This is a genomic window from Pseudomonas sp. Leaf129 (assembly GCF_001423465.1).
GTDB classification, from domain to species: Bacteria; Pseudomonadota; Gammaproteobacteria; order Pseudomonadales; family Pseudomonadaceae; genus Aquipseudomonas; species Aquipseudomonas coleopterorum.
The window spans coordinates 127018-145694 of sequence record NZ_LMOC01000006.1 but is presented as its reverse complement, the minus strand read 5'-3'; the positions used below and the strand labels follow the sequence as shown (position 1 = coordinate 145694).

Here is an 18677-nt window from a genome sequence, read left to right as displayed (position 1 = left end):
AACCGCCTTTCAGTGGAAAGCGCTGGGCGGCGGCGAAATGCACCCACGGTTCAGCCGGTAACCGCTGCCGCGCACACTCTGGATCACGTTGGTGCCGAAGACTTGGCGGATGCTGCTACGCAGGCGACTGACGAATTTCTCCACCACACGCATGTCGTAGGTCCGCAGATTCAGCCCCAGCAGTTGCGCCAGATCGTCGAAGCTCAGTTGGTGATGCGGCGCGTACAGCAACGCCAGGACGACCTGAACCTGCGCAAAGGTCAAGTCCAGCCGCCGGGTTTCATCCTCCAGACACAGACGCGCGGGGTCCACCACCGGCGGCGTCAGGTTCCAGTAGTCCGGGTTCTGGAACAGCTCGACGTAGAACGTCTCGCGCTCCGGCTCCGCGTTTGGCAGTCGCAAGACATGGTCAGCTCCGGCCTGCTGATAGTCCTGGCGAATGGCCGCATCGGCGCCCGTCAAGGCCACCAGTATCGAAGCCCAGCTGTTGCCGCGGCGGATATTGTCGACCCAGCGTATGCCTTCCTGGCGTTCACCACGGCCAGGCTCGACGAGAATGGCCTTGTGCCGGCTCGATTCATAGTCATACGCCGGCTGCAACTCCGGCTGCAGGCCCTCGACGGGTAGAGAAAGGTCTTGAAGGTAGCGTTCGAGCGAGTCGGTCCGTGAAGTATCGCTGCAGAGCATGAGAAGGCGTGGTTCGAGCGGGTGAAACAGTGCAGCCAAAACATCCATGTGTATCATTCCTGATGTCCGCCGAGCCGGCGAACAAGGCGCAGCATCGAGCTGCTTTTATCCGAGTCGTTACACTGTGTACTGGCGCTACGCTATCGGCAAGCGACTTTGGTCGTAGCTCTGCTTGCCGATGGCTTGTCACGCCCCTGTTGCGTTGCGTATTTTGTGCCCATCGCCGCGTGCGGCATTCAACGTCAAGGACAGAGACATGAGTATCGAAGGACCGCGTACGGTCGCCGAGCACCTGCGCGGTGTCGATGAAATCGAGTGCGTCACACCTGACCTCAACGGCGTGCCGCGGGGCAAGGTGATGACCGCCGAGGGCTTTCAGGAGGGGCGGCGGCTGCAACTGGCCAGCGGCGTGTTGCTGCAGTGCATCATGGGCGGCTATCCGCCCAGCCGCTACTATGGTGCCGATGACGGCGACGTCGCGCTGGTGCCCGACCTGACTCGGCTGCACCGCCTGCCGTGGAGCGAGCCGCCCCGCGCCTGGGTGGTCTGCGATGCCGAGGAGCTGACCGGTGGCTTCTCCCCGCTATCGACCCGCGGCCTGCTCAAGACAGTCCTGGCTCGCTATGGCCGTCTGGGGTTGGCGCCGGTGGTGGCCACCGAGCTGGAGTTCTTCGTGTTCGCCGCCAATCCCGACCCGTTGCTGCCGTTCCAGGCGCCGATCGGTCTGGATGGTCGACGGGAGGACGGCAGCAGCGCGTTCAGCGTCGGCTCCAACAACGGTCTGCGGCCGTTCTTCACCGAGGTCTATCGCAGCATGGCGGCGATGGGCCTGCCACGCGACACGGTGATGCACGAAATGGGCGTCAGCCAGTTCGAAATCAACCTGCTCCATGGCGATCCGCTGCTGTTGGCCGACCAGACCTTCCTGTTCAAGCACCTGCTCAAGGAAGTCGGGCTCAAGCATGGGCTCAGCGTGGTGTGCATGGCCAAGCCGCTGGCGCGGGTGGCCGGAAGCTCCATGCACATACACCAGAGTGTGGTAGCGGTGGACAGCGGCCTGAACGTGTTCAGCGACGCTTGCGACCAGCCCACCGATGCCTTCCGCCACTTCATCGGTGGGCAACAGGCGGCCATGGCCGATTTCACCGCGCTGCTGGCGCCCAACGTGAATTCCTACCAGCGCCTCTGCCAGCCGTATGCGTCGCCCAACAATGCCTGCTGGTCCTACGACAATCGCGCCGCCGGGCTGCGCATCCCCGCCAGCGTGGCCAGTGCGCGGCGGGTCGAGAACCGCCTGCCGGGTGCGGACGCCAATCCCTACCTGGCGATCGCCGCCAGCCTTGCCGCCGGTCTGCACGGCATCGAACAGCGACTGGAGCCGTCCCCACCCATGCAGGGCGACCTCGCGGTGCCCGATGAATTGTCCTTGCCATGTACCTTGCATGCCGCTCTGGAGCGTCTGAAACGAAGCCTGTTGGCCAGGGAACTGTTCGGCGATGTGTTCATCGAAGGCTACATCGCGACCAAGACCCTGGAACTGGCGAGTTTCTTCGATGAAATCACCCCTTGGGAGCGCCGGGTACTGGCGGCCCAGGCTTGATCCTGCAACAGCTTGATGCAGGTGACGCTCCTTTCCCGCAGCGGTCCGCCGAAGTGGCGGGAGGGCCGTCGCCCGTGACCTGATCGTTCCGACACCCTTTACCGCGGACCTGCAATGCGCCAAATCTGGAAAAACTTTCGAGCCCTGTATTTCGCTTCACTGATGATGCTGATCGGCTCTGGTCTATTGAGTACCTACCTGGCCCTGCGCCTGTCGGCCGAGCAGGTCGACAGCCTGTGGGTCGGTGCCCTGATGGCAGCCAACTATTTCGGTCTGGCTCTGGGCGGCAAGATCGGCCACAGGCTGATCGCCCGCGTGGGGCACATACGCGCCTACGCCACCTGCGCCGGTATCGTCGGCGCGGCCGTGCTGGGCCATGGCTTGGTGAATTACCTGCCAGCCTGGCTGTTCCTGCGGGTCATCGTCGGCCTGGGCATGATGTGCCAGTACATGGTGATCGAAAGCTGGCTCAACGAGCAGGCTGACACCAAGCAGCGTGGGGCGGTGTTCAGCGGTTACATGATCGCGTCCTACCTCGGCCTGGTACTGGGTCAGCTGATCCTGGTGGTGCATCCGCAACTGGGCCTGGAACTGCTCATGCTGGTTGCCCTGTGCTTCGCCCTGTGCCTGGTACCGGTTGCGCTCACGCGACGGATTCACCCGGCGCCGATGCACCCGGCGCCCATGGAACCGCGCTTCTTCCTCAGTCGGGTACCGCAGTCGCTGAGCACCGTGCTCGGATCCGGTCTGATCGTCGGCTCGTTCTATGGCCTGGCACCGCTGTATGCCTCACAGCAGGGGTTGAGCACCGAGCAGGTGGGCTTGTTCATGGGTTCGTGCATCTTTGCCGGCCTGCTGGTGCAGTGGCCGTTGGGCTGGCTGTCGGACCGCTACGACCGTGCTCTGCTGATCCGCTGCGTGGCCGTGGGTATCGCCATTGCCGCGCTGCCTCTGGCGCTGATCCCCAGCGTGCCGCTTGAGGTGCTGTTTGCCGCCGGCTTCCTGGTATCGTTGCTGCAGTTCTCGTTGTATCCATTGGCCGTGGCGTTTTCCAACGACCACGTTGAAGCCGATCGGCGCGTGTCGCTGACCGCGATGCTGTTGGTGACCTACGGGGTGGGTGCCAGTGTCGGCCCGCTGGTGGCCGGCGTGCTGATGAAGCAGTTTGGCAGCCAGATGCTGTATGCCTTTTTCTGCTTCTTCGCCGTGGTGCTGGTCTGGCGCATCCGGCCGAAGGCGGTGACCAACCTGCATGTGGTGGACGATGCGCCGCTGCATCACGTCGCCATGCCGGCGGCCAACTCGCCGCTGGCCGCGGCCCTGGACCCCCGTGTCGACGAGCACTTGGTGCAAGAGCAGATGCAGAACACCGAGCCTGCCGACGAGGAGCCGGCCAAACCCGTGTAGGGAGCGGCAGGGCCGCGCGTGATGCGCGGCCTGGGTTCAGAAGTCGTCTCTGTCGAAGCGCTGCGCTTCGCGTTGCAATTGATGCACGAAACGTTCGATCTGGCGTTGTACCAAGCCAGGAATGTTGTGGAAACGCACACCCACGAAGGTGGTGTCGATGCGTTCCTCGAAATGCAGGTGGCGCAGTTCGACCGACGTGGTCATGGCGCCAAAGGGCAGGGCGGCCATGAAACGCTCGTAGATCTGCCCCAGCTGCAGCCGCTCGCTGATGTCGCCTTCGAAGCGCAGTTTGCAACCGTGGGCCGAGATGTCCAGCAGCTTGCCGACCAAGGTGTTCTTGAGTCGGCTGCCGGCGATTTCCACATCCACCAGCTGCGAAAGCTTGAGCGCTGCACGAAAGGCGTTGCGTCGCTGGTGATAGACCACCTGGCCCGGCAGCGCGCCGACATAGCAGCGGCCGCATTCCTTCTGGGTGATGGTCCAGTTGCCATGACTTTCCCATGCCACGCGCACACCTTCATGAAACCCTTCAACCTTGAACGGCTCGCCCGCTTCCAGGTACTTTTCGCCTTCGCGCGGGATCATTTCATCGAGCACGATGCGCAGGTTGTCTCGGTCCACTTCCACCAGAAAGCTCTGGCAGCGCAGGGGGCGGTCCTGGAAGGTGATGATCAGGGGGTCATGGCTTTCCTGAAGCAGGCGCAGGTTGGCGGCGACTTCCAGAGGCGTAGCCAGTACCTTTGGCGGTTGCGGAGCGTCTTCCAGGTTCGATGCGTTTGACACGTTCTTGTCCACTCCGGATCGCGCCGACTGCGCAGGTGCGGCATTCTGCCAGCTCGTTGAAAAGGTTTAAAGATGTCGGGCGCGCATTGCGTTTTGCCAACACGCACCGCATCGCCCGCCGACGCGGCTCGCGCCGCTGCTACAGAGACCGCGTGTACCGCCGACGCAATGTGCGCCGTTGTCACGGAAACCGCGTGTACTGCTGGCGCGACGTGCGCCGTCGTTGCGGAGGCGTGCGGTGTGCATCGCGTGGGTGTACGCGATCCCTGTAGCAGCGGCGCGAGCCGCGTTCGGGGGCGACGCGCTTATTACGCCTGGCTGAGCGCCCGGTAGGTGGCCATCTTCGCGGTCGACCCACGGCTGTTGTAGAGCGACGGTGGCTCTGCGCCAGTGAGAATGCGGATCTGGTTGGCGGTCGCCACCTGCTGGCGCGCGATGCCTTGGCCAACTTGGGCATTGATCGCCTGACACTGCGCCAGCAACTGACTCAACGCGTCACCTCTGGCCAGCAACGCATCGCCCAGGTGCGACTGACGCGCGAGCGCCTGCAGCCCCTCGCGGTCGGCCGACAGGCCCATCTGCATCAGCAAATGGCTGCGCCGCCGCCCGTTCTGTTCCAGCAACACGATCAACGACTGCTTCTGCGCCAGAATCGTTTCCAGAAGCTCCATGTCGCGGCTTTGCAAAGCCAGCGACTCATCACGCAGCAGCTCGAGCAACTGCCCTGCGTAAGGGAGGTCTTCTTCAATCAGCTGCAACAGCGTTTGATCGTGCATGGTGAGCCCTGGCGTTGACGCGTCCAGAAGCCCCGGCGCCTAGACTGAACTAGCGCTGGGCTTCGAAATTGAGCATTTTGCTGGCAACGCGCTCGCTGTCGACCTTGTAGCTGCCCTCGGCGATGGCCTGCTTGAGCTCGGCGACGCGGGCGCTGTCGACAGTTGGCTGATCGCTCAGCTTGTCGGTGATTTTCTGCATTTGCTGGGCCTGATCGCTCAAGGTGACCGGTTCCCCGCTCTTCACGGCTGGCGTGCTTGGCACGGGCGTGTCGGCGGCCACTTCCTTGGCAGCGCCGGTACGTGACGTACCCTGCACTGACGGCGAGTTTCCTACTCGGTTGAAGTCGATAACCATTGTTCTGAACCTCTGGGTATTTGGACGCTTGCCTTGTTTTCGGCCAAATCCCGATTAACTTTAGGCGCAATTTCGCAAATGCCCGATGCCGCGGCGACGGGCTTGTATAGCCCCCTAGTGTAGGAAAACTCCGCTTCGCCGACCAGCGTTTACATTGCCACTTCCACCTGGCCAGGGCCGGTCACCCGTGCCTTGACCACCCGTTTGGAGTTCAGGTTGCGCACGCGGATCTGCTCGCTCATGCCACCCTGGGCCAGCGCCTCACCCGGCATGCGCACCGCCAGGGTGCCGCTGCGGGCGATGATCACCACCTGGTCACCCTTGAGCACGAGTGCCTGCTGTTCAAGGAACACCGGCGTGAGCACCTGATCGACAACCGTCGGTCGGATCAGCTTCATGCCCACCGCTTCGTCCAGCGAAACCAGAAAGCCTTGCCCCATCGCCCCGACGTCCCGTTCGCGCAATGCCACATCGGCCTCGGTCAGCACGCTGTCGCGCTTGAGCGGCCGGGTGGTGGTGACCACCTCGCGGAACAACCGGACCTGGGCCGGAACGAATACCGTCCAAGGCGCGCCGCCTTCGCAACGCACACGCACGGTTACCCGGCCCAAGGGTTGCGCCGGACTTTCCAGGGTCGCCGACAGCTGCCGATCACAGCCCGGCATGCGCAGACGCGGGTCGAGATTGTTCACCTCGATCTCGTAGCGACCCTGGATCTGCGAGGTCGCCAGATAATCTTCGACAGTGAACTCAAGAAAACCCTGGGTGACACCGATAAGCTGTTCGGGCAATGTGACATTGTCGGCGCGCGCCGTACTGCCGAGCACCGCGCCACCCACCGTGGCAACGGCCCAGAATAAATACGCAGCGATGTGTCGAGAAACCGTCGTTTTTGCGTTCATGCAGTGCTAATAGCAAGGCCCGTGCCGATATCGTCAGGGTCGCAAGAGGAGTTTGGGCATGGCCGGTGTTATGGATTCGGTGAACCAGCGCACGCAGCTGGTTGGACAGAATCGCCTCGAGTTGTTGTTGTTTCGCCTCAATGGCAAGCAGCTCTACGGGATCAATGTCTTCAAGGTCAGGGAGGTGCTGCAATGCCCCAAACTGACGGTATTGCCTAAGTCCAACCCGGTGGTTCGCGGCGTGGCCAACATCCGCGGGGCGACCATTCCGATCCTGGATCTGGACATGGCCACAGGCTCCGTGGGGCTTGAGGCATCCACCGACACCTTCGTCATCATCACCGAGTACAACACCAAGATTCAGGGCTTTTTGGTGCACTCGGTGGAACGCATCGTCAACATGAACTGGGAGGAGATTCATCCGCCGCCCAAGGGCACCGGCCGCGATCACTACCTGACCGCTGTCACCCGCGTGGACAACCAGTTGGTCGAGATCATCGACGTCGAGAAGATCCTCGCCGAAGTGGCGCCGACTTCCGAAGCGATCTCGGTCGGCGTGGTCGACGAAGAGACCCACAGCAAGGCCGTGTCGCTGCGCGTGTTGACCGTCGACGACTCATCGGTGGCGCGCAAGCAGGTGACCCGTTGCCTGCAGACGGTCGGCGTGGAAGTGGTAGCGCTCAACGACGGTCGGCAGGCGCTGGAGTACCTGCGCAAGCTGGTCGACGACGGCAAGCGTCCGGAAGAGGAATTCCTGATGCTGATTTCCGACATCGAGATGCCGGAAATGGACGGCTACACCTTGACCGCCGAGATTCGCAGCGACCCGCGCATGCAGAAACTGCACGTGATCCTGCATACTTCCCTGTCAGGGGTGTTCAACCAGGCCATGGTGAAGAAAGTCGGCGCCGACGATTTCCTTGCCAAGTTCCGCCCCGACGATCTGGCGGCTCGTGTCGTCGATCGCATCAAGGCAGCAGTATGAATGCCGGGCGCCAGCGCCCGGCCTACCGAACCAGCAAGAGGCGGCACCGTGTCTACGGGTAATTTGGATTTTGATCAATTCCGGGTCTTCCTGGAAAAAGCCTGTGGCATTCTCTTGGGCGAGAACAAGCAGTACCTCGTCGCCAGCCGCCTGAACAAGCTGATGGAGCAGCAGGGCATCAAGTCTCTGGGCGAGCTGGTGCAACGCATCCAGAACCAGCCGCGCAGCGGTTTGCGCGAGCAGGTGGTGGACGCCATGACCACCAACGAAACCCTGTGGTTTCGCGACACCTACCCGTTCGAAGTGATGAAGAACAAGGTCCTGCCCGAAAGCATCAAGGCCAGCCCCGGCGCGCGCCTGCGCATCTGGTCGGCGGCCTGTTCCTCGGGCCAGGAACCCTATTCGCTGTCGATGACCATCGACGAATTCGAGCGCAGCAATCTGGGCCAGTTGAAGTCGGGCGTGCAGATCGTGGCCACTGACCTGTCCGGCAGCATGCTGACCAACTGCAAGAGCGGCGAGTACGACAGCCTGGCGATCGGTCGCGGCCTTTCCCAGGAGCGTCTGCAGCGCTATTTCGATCCCAAGGGGCCGGGGCGCTGGGCCGTCAAGGCGCCAATTCGCAGTCGCGTCGAGTTTCGCGCGTTCAACCTGCTCGACAGCTACGCTGCCCTGGGCAAGTTCGATATCGTCTTCTGTCGCAACGTGCTGATCTACTTTTCCGCCCAGGTGAAGAAAGACATCCTCACTCGCATCCACGGCACCCTCAAGCCAGGCGGATACCTGTTTCTGGGCGCATCCGAAGCCTTGAACGGTCTACCCGAGCTCTACCAGATGGTGCAGTGCAGCCCCGGCATCATCTATCAGGCCAAGTGACCCGTGCCTCGTCTGACGAGGTGCGCCACTGCAGCGCCATGCGGCAATTTTTCTGACGCCGGCGTTGCCGCTTTTCCCCTCCAGCGGAAATTTCTTGCCGCTTTTCTGGCATCCCCCCTCGGCTGACCGGCCCGCAACCCGCACAGGGCGGGCATTTCGGGACTTGGCACAGTGATTGCTATCTATCCTGCACGAACCATCTGGTCTGCCGCATAGGTACCAACATGAGCATCAGTTTCGACAAAGCGCTGGGCATTCACGAGCAGGCATTGGGGTTTCGCGCCAAGCGCGCCGAAGTGCTGGCCAACAACATCGCCAACGCCGATACCCCCAACTACAAGGCTCGTGACCTGGACTTCGCCTCGGTGCTGGCTGCCCAGAGTGAGCAGAACGGCAAAGGTGCCTTCGGCCTGCAGACCACCAACGGCAAGCACATCGCCGCCCAAGGGTTCAGCTCCGGTGACGAGGAGCTGCAGTACCGCATTTCCACCCAGCCGTCGCTGGACCAGAACACCGTCGATGCGCAGATCGAGCAATCGAACTACGCCGAGAACTCGGTGAACTTCCAGGCCAGTTTCACCCTGCTCAACAGCAAGTTCAAAGGGCTGGTATCGGCCCTTCGCGGAGAGTAAGCCATGTCCCTTGCCAGTGTCTTCAACATCGCCGGTAGCGGCATGAGTGCCCAGACCACGCGCCTGAACACCGTGGCCAGCAACATCGCCAACGCCGAAACCGTGTCGTCCAGCATCGACCAGACCTACCGTGCGCGGCACCCGGTGTTCGCGACCATGCTCCAGGGCCAGCAGAACGGCGACAGCGGTTCGCTGTTCCAGGACCAGGACTCGGCGGGGCAGGGCGTGCAGGTCACCGGCGTGGTCGAGGACCAGAGCAACCTCGAGGCGCGCTACGAGCCCAACCATCCGGCGGCGAACAAGGACGGCTACGTCTACTACCCGAACGTCAACGTGGTCGAGGAAATGGCCGACATGATCTCGGCCAGCCGTTCCTTCCAGACCAACGCTGAACTGATGAACACCGCAAAGACCATGATGCAGAAGGTCCTGACCCTGGGTCAGTGATAGAGGCGAGCGCAGATGACGACTACCAGCAGTACTACCGGCGTGAGCTCCTCGGTCCTGGACTCATTGCAGAAAACCACCAGCAGCACCAACAGCTCGACCGGCACCGCCGGCAGTGCCTTGGGCAAGGACGCGTTCCTGCAGTTGCTGGTGACCCAGATGCAGAACCAGAACCCGCTCGATCCCCAGGACAACGGCGAGTTCGTCGCCCAGCTTGCGCAGTTCAGCAGCCTGGAAAGCATGCAGAGCCTGAATTCGTCGGTGAGCACCATCGCCAACAACTACCAATCGTCCCAGGCGCTGCAGGCCTCGTCCCTGGTCGGTCGCTCGGTCATCGCCCAGACCGACACCGCCGTGGTCGACCCCACCAAGGGGCTCACCGGCTCCGTGGCGCTGACCTCGTCGAGCAGCAACACCACGGTCGGCGTGTACAACAGCAAAGGCGACCTGGTGCGCAGCATCGACCTTGGCAGCCAGTCGGCCGGCAACGCCAGCTTCACCTGGGATGGCAAGGACAGCAACGGCGCGGTCGCCGCCGCCGGCACCTACACCTTCAAGGCCGCAGCCACCGTCGACGGTACCGCCACGGCCATGAGCACCTACCTGCCCGCCACGGTGAACAGCGTCACGATGGGCACCAATGGCGGTGAACTGACCCTCAACCTCGCTGGACTGGGTAGCGTCGCGCTGTCGAAAGTCCAAACCATCGGAATTTGAGCCGCTTCGTTCGGCGCAGGAGTACAGCATGACTTTCAACATCGGCTTGAGCGGTCTTTCGGCAGCCAACAAGGCGCTCAACGTGACCGGCAACAACATCGCCAACGTCGCTACCACCGGCTTCAAATCCTCGCGCGCGGAGTTCGCCGACCAGTACGCCGCGTCGATCCGCGCCACGGCCGGCAAGACCAGCGTCGGCAGCGGTGTGACCACAGCGGCCGTATCGCAGCAGTTCACCCAGGGCAACATTACCTCGACCGGGCAGAGCCTGGACCTGGCCATCAACGGCAACGGCTTCTTCGTGCTCAACGACGGCGGCCAGAAGCTCTACACCCGTGCCGGTGCCTTCTACAGCGACAAGGACGGCAACGTCGTCGACGTGTCGGGCAACAACCTGCAGGGCTACAACGCACAGGACGGCGTGGTGCAGACCGGCGTGCTGACCAACCTGAAAATCGATTCGTCCAACCTGCAGCCCAAGGCCACTTCCAAGATAGCCGAAACCGTCAACCTGAACTCCAGCGCTGTGCAGCCGACCATTACGCCGTTCGATCCGAGCAACGTCAGCAGCTACAACTACACCTTCAACACCGACGTCTACGACAGCCTGGGCAACGCGCACCAGATGAACCAGTATTTCGTCAAGGACGAGGCGGCCAACAGCTGGACGATGCACACCACCATCGACGGTCGCAATCCAGCCGATTCGACGCTTACCACACCGCTGGTGAACAAACTGACCTTCAAGTCCGACGGCAGCCTCATCGTTCCCGATCAGGGCGATGTCGCCGGCGGCCTGGGCATCAACGCCGACAAGAGCTTCAACCTGGCCGGCTGGATCCCTGCCAGCAAGGGCGCCGACGGTACCTGGACGCCCAGCGGCGCAACGGCCAATGCCGGTGGCGTCGCTCTGGACATGCTGAAGACCACGCAATACAACTCAGCCTCCGCCACCTCGGCCAAGACTCAAAACGGTTATGCGACCGGCGAACTCACCGGCCTCTCGGTGGACGGCACCGGCAACCTGTTCGCCAACTTCACCAACGGCCAGAACAAGGTCATCGGTCAGGTCGCCATGGCCAGCTTCGCCAACATGCAGGGTCTGGCGCCCAACGGCGGCACCAACTGGAAGGAGTCGTTCGCGTCCGGTACCGCCGTGATCGGCACTCCGGACACCGGCGTCATGGGCAACCTGCAATCGCAATCGCTGGAAGACTCCAACGTCGACCTGACCGCTGAACTGGTGAACCTGATCAAGGCGCAGAGCAACTACCAGGCGAACGCCAAGACCATCTCCACCGAAAGCACCGTGATGCAGACCATCATTCAGATGACCTGATGAGGGCAGGGCAGTGATGCGGTGTCTATGTGCGGCCTGGGTCATCGCGGCAACCTGCGCGATGGCGGTCGCTGCGCCAGCGCCCTGGTACAAATACCAGAGCCTGGAGACCGGTCGGTACCTGTGCAGTCAGGTCGACCCCGGGCCGCATTACCGGCGCTTTGCCGGGCCCTTCGGCAACGCCGGTTGCCGTCGTTGACAGCACACCTGCCACGCTTCGCCGTGGCAGGGTGACGTAAATCCTTTCTTCCTTTGCCGCTAGCGGCAATGTCGCGCCGACTTTTCGGCGTCAAGCTTCCAGTTGGTCTCTCCAGAATCGCTGCAGGCCCCGTCCCAGAGGGGCTGCAGGTATCTGCCGAAAGTTGGCCCGCATATTGCTCTACCTCTCTCAGTACAGCAGTAGACGGCATTCGCCCGTCGATGGAGAGACCTGTGGACAAGATGCTCTACGTGGCAATGACCGGTGCCAGCCAGAACGCGCTGGCGCAGAAGGCCCATGCCAACAACCTGGCCAACATTTCGACCACTGGCTTCAAGCGTGACCTGGAACAGGCGCGTTCCATGCCGGTGTTCGGCGACACCTTTCCTTCGCGGGCCTATGCGCTTACCGAACGCCCGGCGACCGATTTCAGCGGCGGTGCCTTGCAGGAAACCGGCCGAGACCTGGACGTGGCAGTGGGCGGCAACGGTTTCATCGCCGTGCAGACACCAGACGGCGGCGAAGCCTATGTGCGTACCGCCAGCATGAACGTCGATGCGCTCGGTGTACTGCGCGCCGGCAACGGTTTGCCGGTCATGGGCAACGGCGGTCCGATCGCCGTTCCGCCAGACGAGAAAATCGAGATCGGCATGGACGGCACCATCAGCATTCGCGGTCTGGGCCAGGCGCCGAACGTCATGGCCCAGGTCGACCGCATCAAGCTGGTCAATCCCGATGTGAAAACCCTGACCAAGGGGCTGGACGGCCTGATCCACACCACCAGCGGCCAGCCGGCGCCCGCCGATGCCGCCGTGCGGGTCGAGTCCGGTTTCCTGGAGGCAAGTAACGTCAACGCGGTCGAGGAGATGACCTCGGTGCTGGCGCTCTCCAAGCAGTTCGAACTGCACATCAAGATGATGAGCACCGCCAAAGAAGGTGACGAGGCCATGGCCCGGGTCTTGCAAATCTAATTCCAGCGTAGCGATCGCGCCGTAAACCAGGCGCTCCAGGAGATGACACATGCTTCCAGCACTTTGGGTCAGCAAGACCGGCCTCCAGGCCCAGGACACCAACCTGACCACGATTTCCAACAACCTGGCGAACGTATCGACCACCGGCTTCAAGCGTGATCGCGCCGAATTCCAGGACCTGCTCTATCAGATCAAGCGTCAGCCCGGCGCCCAGTCGACCCAGGACAGCGAATTGCCGTCGGGTCTGCAGGTCGGTACCGGTGTGCGCATCGTCGGCACCCAGAAGAACTTCACCGCCGGCAGCCTACAGACCACCGAGCAGCCGCTGGACATGGCCATCAACGGCCGCGGTTTCTTTCAGGTGATGCAGCCTGACGGCACCGTTTCGTACACCCGAGACGGCACGTTCCACCTGAACTCCGACGGCCAGATCGTCACCGCTCAGGGCCTGGCCCTGGAGCCGGCCATCGTCGTCCCCAACGACGCGCAGACCTTCACCGTGGGCACTGACGGCACCGTCTCCATCACCACCGCCGGCAACCCTGCTTCGCAGGTGATCGGCAACCTGCAGACCGCCGACTTCATCAACCCGGCAGGCCTGCAGGCCATCGGTGGCAACCTGTTCCTGGAAACCGCCTCCAGCGGCGCGCCGCAGGTGGCGACCCCCGGTCTGAACGGTGCGGGCACCGTGCTGCAGAACACCCTGGAGAACTCCAACGTGAGCACCGTGGAGGAGCTGGTCAACATGATCACCACCCAGCGTGCCTACGAGATGAACTCCAAGGTGATCTCCACCGCCGACCAGATGCTGCAGAACCTGACCCAGAACCTGTAACCCTGGGCTATCCGTAACCCCCAAGCTACCTGGGCGCCGTGTGCGCCGGCTACACCGTGAGGTCTGTGTCATGCGTCGTGTCTCGATTGTTCTTGCCCTGAGTGGAATGGCCCTGCTGACCGGTTGCGTCGCGCCACCGGCCAAGCCCAACGACCCGTACTACGCCCCGGTGCTGCCGCGCACGCCGATGCCTGCCGCCGCCAACAACGGCTCGATCTACCAGGCCGGCTTCGAGCAGAACCTGTACAGCGACCGCAAGGCGTTCCGCGTCGGCGACATCATCACCATCACCCTCAACGAGCGGACCAGCGCCAGCAAGAGCGCCAACTCCAAGGTCGGCAAGGACAGCAGCAACAGCCTGGGCCTGACCTCGCTGTTCGGCGCCGGCGTGAACACCAACAACCCGCTGGGCAGTGGTGATCTGAGCCTCAACGCGGGCTACAGCGGCACGCGCGCCACCAACGGCACCGCCGCGGCGGCGCAGAACAACAGCCTGACCGGCTCGGTCACGGTGACGGTGGCCGACGTGCTGCCCAACGGCATCATCTCGGTCCGCGGAGAAAAGTGGATGACGCTCAACACCGGCGAAGAGCTGGTGCGCATTGCAGGGCTGGTCCGGGCCGATGACATCGCCACCGACAACACCGTGTCCTCGACACGAGTAGCCGATGCGCGCATCACCTATTCGGGCACCGGTTCATTCGCCGAAGCCAGTCAGCCGGGTTGGTTCGACCGGTTCTTCGCCAGCCCCCTGTTTCCTTTCTGAGTGCGTCCGTCCATGCTCAACTTCAAGCACCTGATCGCCGCTGCACTGCTGATGTCCGCCGCGTTCGGCGTTCAGGCCGAGCGTCTCAAGGACATCGCCAGCATTTCCGGCGTGCGCACCAACCAGCTGATCGGCTACGGCCTGGTCGTGGGCCTCAACGGCACCGGCGACCAGACCACCCAGACCCCGTTCACCCTGCAGACTTTCAACAACATGCTGTCGCAGTTCGGCATCAAGGTGCCGCCAGGGTCGGGCAACGTGCAGCTCAAGAACGTCGCTGCGGTATCGATCCACGCTGATCTGCCCGCATTCGCCAAGCCGGGGCAGGTGATCGACATCACCGTGTCGTCCATCGGCAACTCGAAGAGCCTGCGCGGCGGCAGCCTGCTGATGACCCCGCTCAAGGGTATCGACGGCAACGTCTACGCCATTGCTCAAGGCAACCTCGTCGTCGGTGGTTTTGACGCCGAAGGTCGCGACGGGTCGAAAATCACCGTCAACGTGCCGTCGGCGGGACGGATTCCTGGCGGTGCCAGCGTCGAGCGCTCCGTGCCCAGTGGCTTCAACCAGGGCAACAGCCTGACGCTGAACCTCAACCGGCCTGACTTCACCACGGCCAAGCACATCGTCGACAAGGTCAACGAGCTACTTGGCCCGGGAGTTGCACAAGCTGTCGATGGGGGCTCGGTACGCGTCACTGCACCGGTCGACCCCAGCCAGCGTGTGGACTACCTGTCGATTCTCGAGAACCTCGACGTCGACGTGGGCCAGGCGGTGGCCAAGGTGATCATCAATTCGCGCACCGGCACCATCGTGATTGGCCAGAACGTCAAGGTATCGCCTGCGGCAGTGACCCACGGCAGCCTGACGGTGACCATCACCGAAGATCCGATCGTCAGCCAGCCCGGGCCTCTGTCCGGCGGCCAGACGGCGGTGGTGCCACGTTCGCGGGTCAGCGCCCAGCAGGAAGCCAAACCGATGTTCAAGTTTGGCCCTGGCACCACGCTCGACGAGATCGTCCGCGCGGTCAACCAGGTAGGCGCGGCGCCCGGTGACTTGATGGCCATTCTCGAAGCCCTGAAACAGGCCGGCGCCTTGCAGGCCGACCTGATCGTGATTTGAGGTAGCAGCTGATGGAAATGCCGAATGGCGGAGTATCGGGAACACGGGATTCAGGGGCTTACACCGACCTCAATCGCCTGAGCTCGTTGAAAGTCGGGGATCGCGACAGCGAGGCCAACCTGCGCAAGGTGGCCCAGGAATTCGAGTCGCTGTTCCTCGGTGAAATGCTCAAGTCCATGCGTTCGGCAAATGACGTGTTGGCCAAGGACAACCCGCTGAACACCGAAACCACCAAGCAATACCAGTCCATGTACGACCAGCAGCTGTCCGTGACCCTGTCCAAGGAAGGCGGCGGCATTGGCCTGCAGGACGTGCTCATGCGCCAGCTGTCCAAGACCAAGGGCGTGGCCCGTGCCGGGGCGAATCCGTTCGCCCATGCCGACAACAGCCTGACCAAGCCGCTGGGCGCCACCCGCGATGCTTCGGCCGATGCCAAGGCTGCCGGCACCACGGCGCACAACGACATGGCCTTGCTGAACCAGCGGCGCCTGTCGCTGCCGAGCAAGTTGGCTGACCGTCTCGTGGCCGGCATCGTGCCTTCCACGGCGACCGATGCGAGCGCCGCCACCGGCAGCAAGAACCTCATCAACGTCCCGGCCAGCGCACCGGCCAACAGCATTGCCAATGCCGTGCGCAGCGGTGCCGCGGTCGAGGGCAGCAGCCTGGCCAAAAGCGTCGCCCAGCCGCCCTTGGCGCCGGCCAAGCGCGCCTTCGGATCGTCCGACGAATTCATCGCGACCATGTTGCCCATGGCTGAAAAAGCCGCTGCGCGCATCGGTGTCGATCCCAAGGTGCTGGTCGCCCAGGCGGCGCTGGAAACCGGATGGGGCAAATCGATCATGCGTGCCGACGACGGCAGCAACAGCCACAATCTGTTTGGCATCAAGGCGACCGGCAACTGGAAGGGCGAGAACGCCCGTGCGATCACCAGCGAATTCCGCGACGGCCAGATGGTCAAGGAAACCGCCGATTTCCGCTCCTATGATTCATACGAAGACAGCTTCCACGACCTGGTCAGCCTGTTGCAGAACAACGACCGCTACCAGGGCGTGGTCAAGTCCGCGGACAACCCCGAACAATTCGTCAAGGAACTGCAGAAGGCCGGCTACGCCACCGACCCGAACTACGCCAGCAAGATCTCCTCGATCGCCAAGCAGATGCAAGGCTATGAGAACTACGCTCGCAGCAGCACCAGCGCTACCACGAATCTATAAGGTTTGAACCCATGTCGAATCTGATCTCCATTGGGCTGTCCGGTCTGGCGTCCAGCCAGGCATCCCTGGCGACCACCGGTAACAACATCGCCAACGTCGCGACCGCCGGCTATTCCCGGCAGTCGGTGGTGAATACTGCCAGTGGCTTGCAGAACATCGGCGTGGGCTATCTGGGCACCGGCACTACCATTTCCGACGTGCGCCGCATCTACAGCAGCTACATGGACACCCAGTTGCAGACCAGTACTGCACTGAGCGCCGACGCGACCGCGTACAGCACCCAGATCAACAGCATCGACAAGTTGCTGTCCGATGGCAGCACCGGTATCAGCGCCGTGCTCAGCAGCTTCTTTTCCGCCGTGCAGACCGCATCGGCCAACCCCAGCGATACCTCGGCGCGGCAGCTGCTGCTGACCCAGGCGCAGACCCTGAGCAATCGCTTCAACTCGATTTCCTCGCAGTTCAGTCAGCAGAACGACAGCATCAATGCCTCGCTGACCACCCTGACCGGGCAGGTCAACAAGCTCAGCGGCAATATCGCCGATCTCAACCGGCAGATCACCGAGATGTCGGGCAGCGGTTCCACGCCCAACAGCCTGATCGATGCGCGCAACGAGAACGTCCGCCAGCTCAACGAGCTGGTCGGCGTGACCGTGCAGCAGCGCGACGGCAACTACGATGTCTACCTGGGTTCGGGGCAGTCGCTGGTCACCGGTAGCTCGGCGAACTCGCTGGTGGCAACGCCTGGCGTAGCCGACAAGAGTCAGTACGGCTTGACCATCCAGTACCAGGGTTACAGCACCGACGTGACCTCGGTGACCACCGGCGGCGAGATCGGCGGCCTTTTGCGTTTTCGCAGCGACGCACTGAACCCGGCGATCAATGAACTGGGGCGCACGGCAATCGTCGTTGCCGACAGCCTGAACAGCCAGTTGGGTAAAGGCATCGACCTCAACGGTGACTTCGGCTCGTCGCTGTTTTCCAGCATCAACAGCGCGACTGCCGTTGCCAACCGCAGCCTGGCGTCGTCCAACAACAGCGCAGGTTCGGGCAACCTCAGCGTTACCGTGGCCGACTCCAGCAAGCTGACCATCTACGATTACAACGTCAAGTTCAGCAGCGCCACTGCCTACAGCGTGACCCGTTCCGACGGCACTTCCATGGGCAATTTCGACCTGGGCACGAACCCTGCGCCGGTGATCGATGGCGTTACCCTGGGTCTGAAAGGCACTGTAGCGACTGGCGACAGCTTCGTGGTCACGCCGACCCGCAGTGGCGCGAGCGCCATCACCAATACACTGACCGACTCGAACAAGCTCGCCTTCGCCGCGCCACTCACCGGCACGGCGACCGTCGGCAACTCGGGCACCGGCACCTTCACCCAGCCGGTGCTCAGCAGCGAGCTGGACATCTACAGCGGCACGGCTCTGAGCCAGTTGCAGAGCGGCATCGAAACCTCGTCGCCGGTCAAGCTGGTGTTCGGCAAGACCACCGACGGCGCGCAGAGCTACAGCCTGTTCAATGCCTCGGGCACCAGCATCGGCAGCGGCACGATCGTGCCCGGCCAGAGCAACAACCTGAGCCTGACCGTGCCGGTGGTGGGTGCCGATGGCCAACCGGTCAACGGCGCCGACGGCAAGCAACTGACCTTCACCTTCGAAACCACCGTGGGTGGCTCGCCTGCGGTCAACGACAGCTACACCGTGTCGTTCAACGCCGACGGCAAATCCGACAACCGCAATGCCACCCAACTGCTGGCGTTGCAGACCAAGGCCACCGTGGGCGCCACGGCGGGCAACCCCGGCATGAGCTTCACCAGTGCCTACGCCTCACTGGTTGAGCGGGTCGGCGCCAAGGCCAGCCAGGCCACCGTCGACACCAAAGCCACCGGCGCCGTGTTGACCCAGTCCAAGACCAATCGCGACTCGGTATCCGGCGTCAACCTGGACGACGAAGCGGCATCCCTGGTGAAGTTCCAGCAGTACTACACCGCGTCCTCGCAGATCATCAAGGCTGCTCAGGAAACCTTCAGCGTCCTGATCAACGCCCTCTAAGGAATAGTCG

19 protein-coding genes are annotated in these 18677 nt (G+C 62.8%); 14 read left to right on the top strand and 5 right to left on the bottom strand.

The window, feature by feature from the left end:
- Positions 1-9 precede the first annotated feature (9 nt).
- Positions 10-735: a winged helix-turn-helix domain-containing protein gene (locus ASF66_RS08810; protein WP_056843559.1), complete on the bottom strand. Its 726-nt coding sequence runs from the start codon at positions 733-735 to the stop codon at positions 10-12.
- A 310-nt stretch (positions 736-1045) separates the two neighbouring features.
- Between ASF66_RS08810 and ASF66_RS08805 the strand changes: the two genes are divergently transcribed.
- Positions 1046-2287 carry a glutamine synthetase family protein gene (locus tag ASF66_RS08805; RefSeq protein WP_177327936.1) on the top strand — a complete coding sequence of 414 codons (1242 nt, stop codon included), beginning with the start codon at positions 1046-1048 and terminating at the stop codon, positions 2285-2287.
- 114 nt (positions 2288-2401) lie between these two features.
- Entirely contained in the window at positions 2402-3694 is a 1293-nt protein-coding gene (locus ASF66_RS08800) for an MFS transporter (protein WP_082484604.1), read from the top strand.
- A 36-nt stretch (positions 3695-3730) separates the two neighbouring features.
- Here the strand turns inward: ASF66_RS08800 and ASF66_RS08795 are convergent, their stop codons facing one another.
- The 4 genes from ASF66_RS08795 to flgA all read right to left on the bottom strand — a co-directional run bounded on the left by ASF66_RS08795 (position 3731) and on the right by flgA (position 6510).
- Positions 3731-4477: a flagellar brake protein gene (locus tag ASF66_RS08795; protein WP_049858976.1), complete on the bottom strand. Its 747-nt coding sequence runs from the start codon at positions 4475-4477 to the stop codon at positions 3731-3733.
- Positions 4478-4785: 308 nt separating this feature from the next.
- Complete coding sequence (locus ASF66_RS08790) at positions 4786-5253, bottom strand: flagella synthesis protein FlgN (protein WP_056843558.1); 468 nt, start codon at positions 5251-5253, stop codon at positions 4786-4788.
- Positions 5254-5302: 49 nt separating this feature from the next.
- On the bottom strand, positions 5303-5608 hold the full coding sequence (gene flgM, locus ASF66_RS08785) for a flagellar biosynthesis anti-sigma factor FlgM (RefSeq protein ID WP_056843557.1): 306 nt from the start codon (positions 5606-5608) through the stop codon (positions 5303-5305).
- Positions 5609-5757: 149 nt separating this feature from the next.
- Positions 5758-6510, bottom strand: a complete 753-nt coding sequence (gene flgA, locus ASF66_RS08780) for a flagellar basal body P-ring formation chaperone FlgA (protein WP_056843556.1) — start codon at positions 6508-6510, stop codon at positions 5758-5760.
- 58 nt (positions 6511-6568) lie between these two features.
- On the opposite strand from flgA, the gene ASF66_RS08775 reads away from it, so the two are divergent.
- The 12 genes from ASF66_RS08775 to flgK all read left to right on the top strand — a co-directional run bounded on the left by ASF66_RS08775 (position 6569) and on the right by flgK (position 18667).
- Entirely contained in the window at positions 6569-7495 is a 927-nt protein-coding gene (locus ASF66_RS08775) for a chemotaxis protein CheV (protein ID WP_049858817.1), read from the top strand.
- 48 nt (positions 7496-7543) lie between these two features.
- Entirely contained in the window at positions 7544-8371 is an 828-nt protein-coding gene (gene cheR / locus ASF66_RS08770; RefSeq protein WP_049858975.1) for a protein-glutamate O-methyltransferase CheR, read from the top strand.
- Between the two features lie 224 nt (positions 8372-8595).
- Entirely contained in the window at positions 8596-9003 is a 408-nt protein-coding gene (gene flgB, locus ASF66_RS08765; protein WP_049858816.1) for a flagellar basal body rod protein FlgB, read from the top strand.
- Positions 9004-9006: 3 nt separating this feature from the next.
- On the top strand, positions 9007-9450 hold the full coding sequence (gene flgC, locus ASF66_RS08760) for a flagellar basal body rod protein FlgC (protein WP_049858815.1): 444 nt from the start codon (positions 9007-9009) through the stop codon (positions 9448-9450).
- Positions 9451-9465: 15 nt separating this feature from the next.
- Entirely contained in the window at positions 9466-10167 is a 702-nt protein-coding gene (gene flgD / locus ASF66_RS08755) for a flagellar hook assembly protein FlgD (protein WP_056843555.1), read from the top strand.
- A 28-nt stretch (positions 10168-10195) separates the two neighbouring features.
- Entirely contained in the window at positions 10196-11506 is a 1311-nt protein-coding gene (gene flgE / locus ASF66_RS08750; protein ID WP_056843554.1) for a flagellar hook protein FlgE, read from the top strand.
- A gap of 432 nt (positions 11507-11938) precedes the next feature.
- Positions 11939-12676, top strand: coding sequence for a flagellar basal body rod protein FlgF (locus tag ASF66_RS08745; protein WP_049858812.1), 738 nt, complete (start codon positions 11939-11941; stop codon positions 12674-12676).
- Between the two features lie 49 nt (positions 12677-12725).
- Positions 12726-13511: a flagellar basal-body rod protein FlgG gene (flgG, locus tag ASF66_RS08740; protein WP_049858811.1), complete on the top strand. Its 786-nt coding sequence runs from the start codon at positions 12726-12728 to the stop codon at positions 13509-13511.
- A 70-nt stretch (positions 13512-13581) separates the two neighbouring features.
- Entirely contained in the window at positions 13582-14277 is a 696-nt protein-coding gene (gene flgH / locus ASF66_RS08735) for a flagellar basal body L-ring protein FlgH (protein ID WP_049858810.1), read from the top strand.
- A gap of 12 nt (positions 14278-14289) precedes the next feature.
- Positions 14290-15399, top strand: a complete 1110-nt coding sequence (locus tag ASF66_RS08730) for a flagellar basal body P-ring protein FlgI (protein WP_049858809.1) — start codon at positions 14290-14292, stop codon at positions 15397-15399.
- A gap of 11 nt (positions 15400-15410) precedes the next feature.
- Positions 15411-16613 (top strand): flagellar assembly peptidoglycan hydrolase FlgJ, encoded by a 1203-nt coding sequence (gene flgJ, locus ASF66_RS08725; protein WP_056843553.1) that lies wholly within the window; start codon positions 15411-15413, stop codon positions 16611-16613.
- Between the two features lie 11 nt (positions 16614-16624).
- Positions 16625-18667 carry a flagellar hook-associated protein FlgK gene (gene flgK / locus ASF66_RS08720; RefSeq protein WP_056843552.1) on the top strand — a complete coding sequence of 681 codons (2043 nt, stop codon included), beginning with the start codon at positions 16625-16627 and terminating at the stop codon, positions 18665-18667.
- The last annotated feature ends 10 nt before the right edge of the window (positions 18668-18677 follow it).

Bases quoted from the DNA above. Each gene is read 5' to 3' on its own strand.
- flgK (WP_056843552.1), top strand. From the start codon at position 16,625: ATGTCGAATCTGATCTCCATTGGGCTGTCCGGTCTGGCGTCCAGCCAG.
- ASF66_RS08790 (WP_056843558.1), bottom strand. From the start codon at position 5,253: ATGCACGATCAAACGCTGTTGCAGCTGATTGAAGAAGACCTCCCTTAC.
- ASF66_RS08800 (WP_082484604.1), top strand. From the start codon at position 2,402: ATGCGCCAAATCTGGAAAAACTTTCGAGCCCTGTATTTCGCTTCACTG.
- flgE (WP_056843554.1), top strand. From the start codon at position 10,196: ATGACTTTCAACATCGGCTTGAGCGGTCTTTCGGCAGCCAACAAGGCG.
- flgJ (WP_056843553.1), top strand. From the start codon at position 15,411: ATGGAAATGCCGAATGGCGGAGTATCGGGAACACGGGATTCAGGGGCT.
- flgH (WP_049858810.1), top strand. From the start codon at position 13,582: ATGCGTCGTGTCTCGATTGTTCTTGCCCTGAGTGGAATGGCCCTGCTG.
- ASF66_RS08775 (WP_049858817.1), top strand. From the start codon at position 6,569: ATGGCCGGTGTTATGGATTCGGTGAACCAGCGCACGCAGCTGGTTGGA.
- flgG (WP_049858811.1), top strand. From the start codon at position 12,726: ATGCTTCCAGCACTTTGGGTCAGCAAGACCGGCCTCCAGGCCCAGGAC.
- flgM (WP_056843557.1), bottom strand. From the start codon at position 5,608: ATGGTTATCGACTTCAACCGAGTAGGAAACTCGCCGTCAGTGCAGGGT.
- ASF66_RS08730 (WP_049858809.1), top strand. From the start codon at position 14,290: ATGCTCAACTTCAAGCACCTGATCGCCGCTGCACTGCTGATGTCCGCC.
- ASF66_RS08805 (WP_177327936.1), top strand. From the start codon at position 1,046: ATGACCGCCGAGGGCTTTCAGGAGGGGCGGCGGCTGCAACTGGCCAGC.
- flgA (WP_056843556.1), bottom strand. From the start codon at position 6,510: ATGAACGCAAAAACGACGGTTTCTCGACACATCGCTGCGTATTTATTC.
- flgC (WP_049858815.1), top strand. From the start codon at position 9,007: ATGTCCCTTGCCAGTGTCTTCAACATCGCCGGTAGCGGCATGAGTGCC.
- flgB (WP_049858816.1), top strand. From the start codon at position 8,596: ATGAGCATCAGTTTCGACAAAGCGCTGGGCATTCACGAGCAGGCATTG.
- ASF66_RS08810 (WP_056843559.1), bottom strand. From the start codon at position 735: ATGGATGTTTTGGCTGCACTGTTTCACCCGCTCGAACCACGCCTTCTC.
- flgD (WP_056843555.1), top strand. From the start codon at position 9,466: ATGACGACTACCAGCAGTACTACCGGCGTGAGCTCCTCGGTCCTGGAC.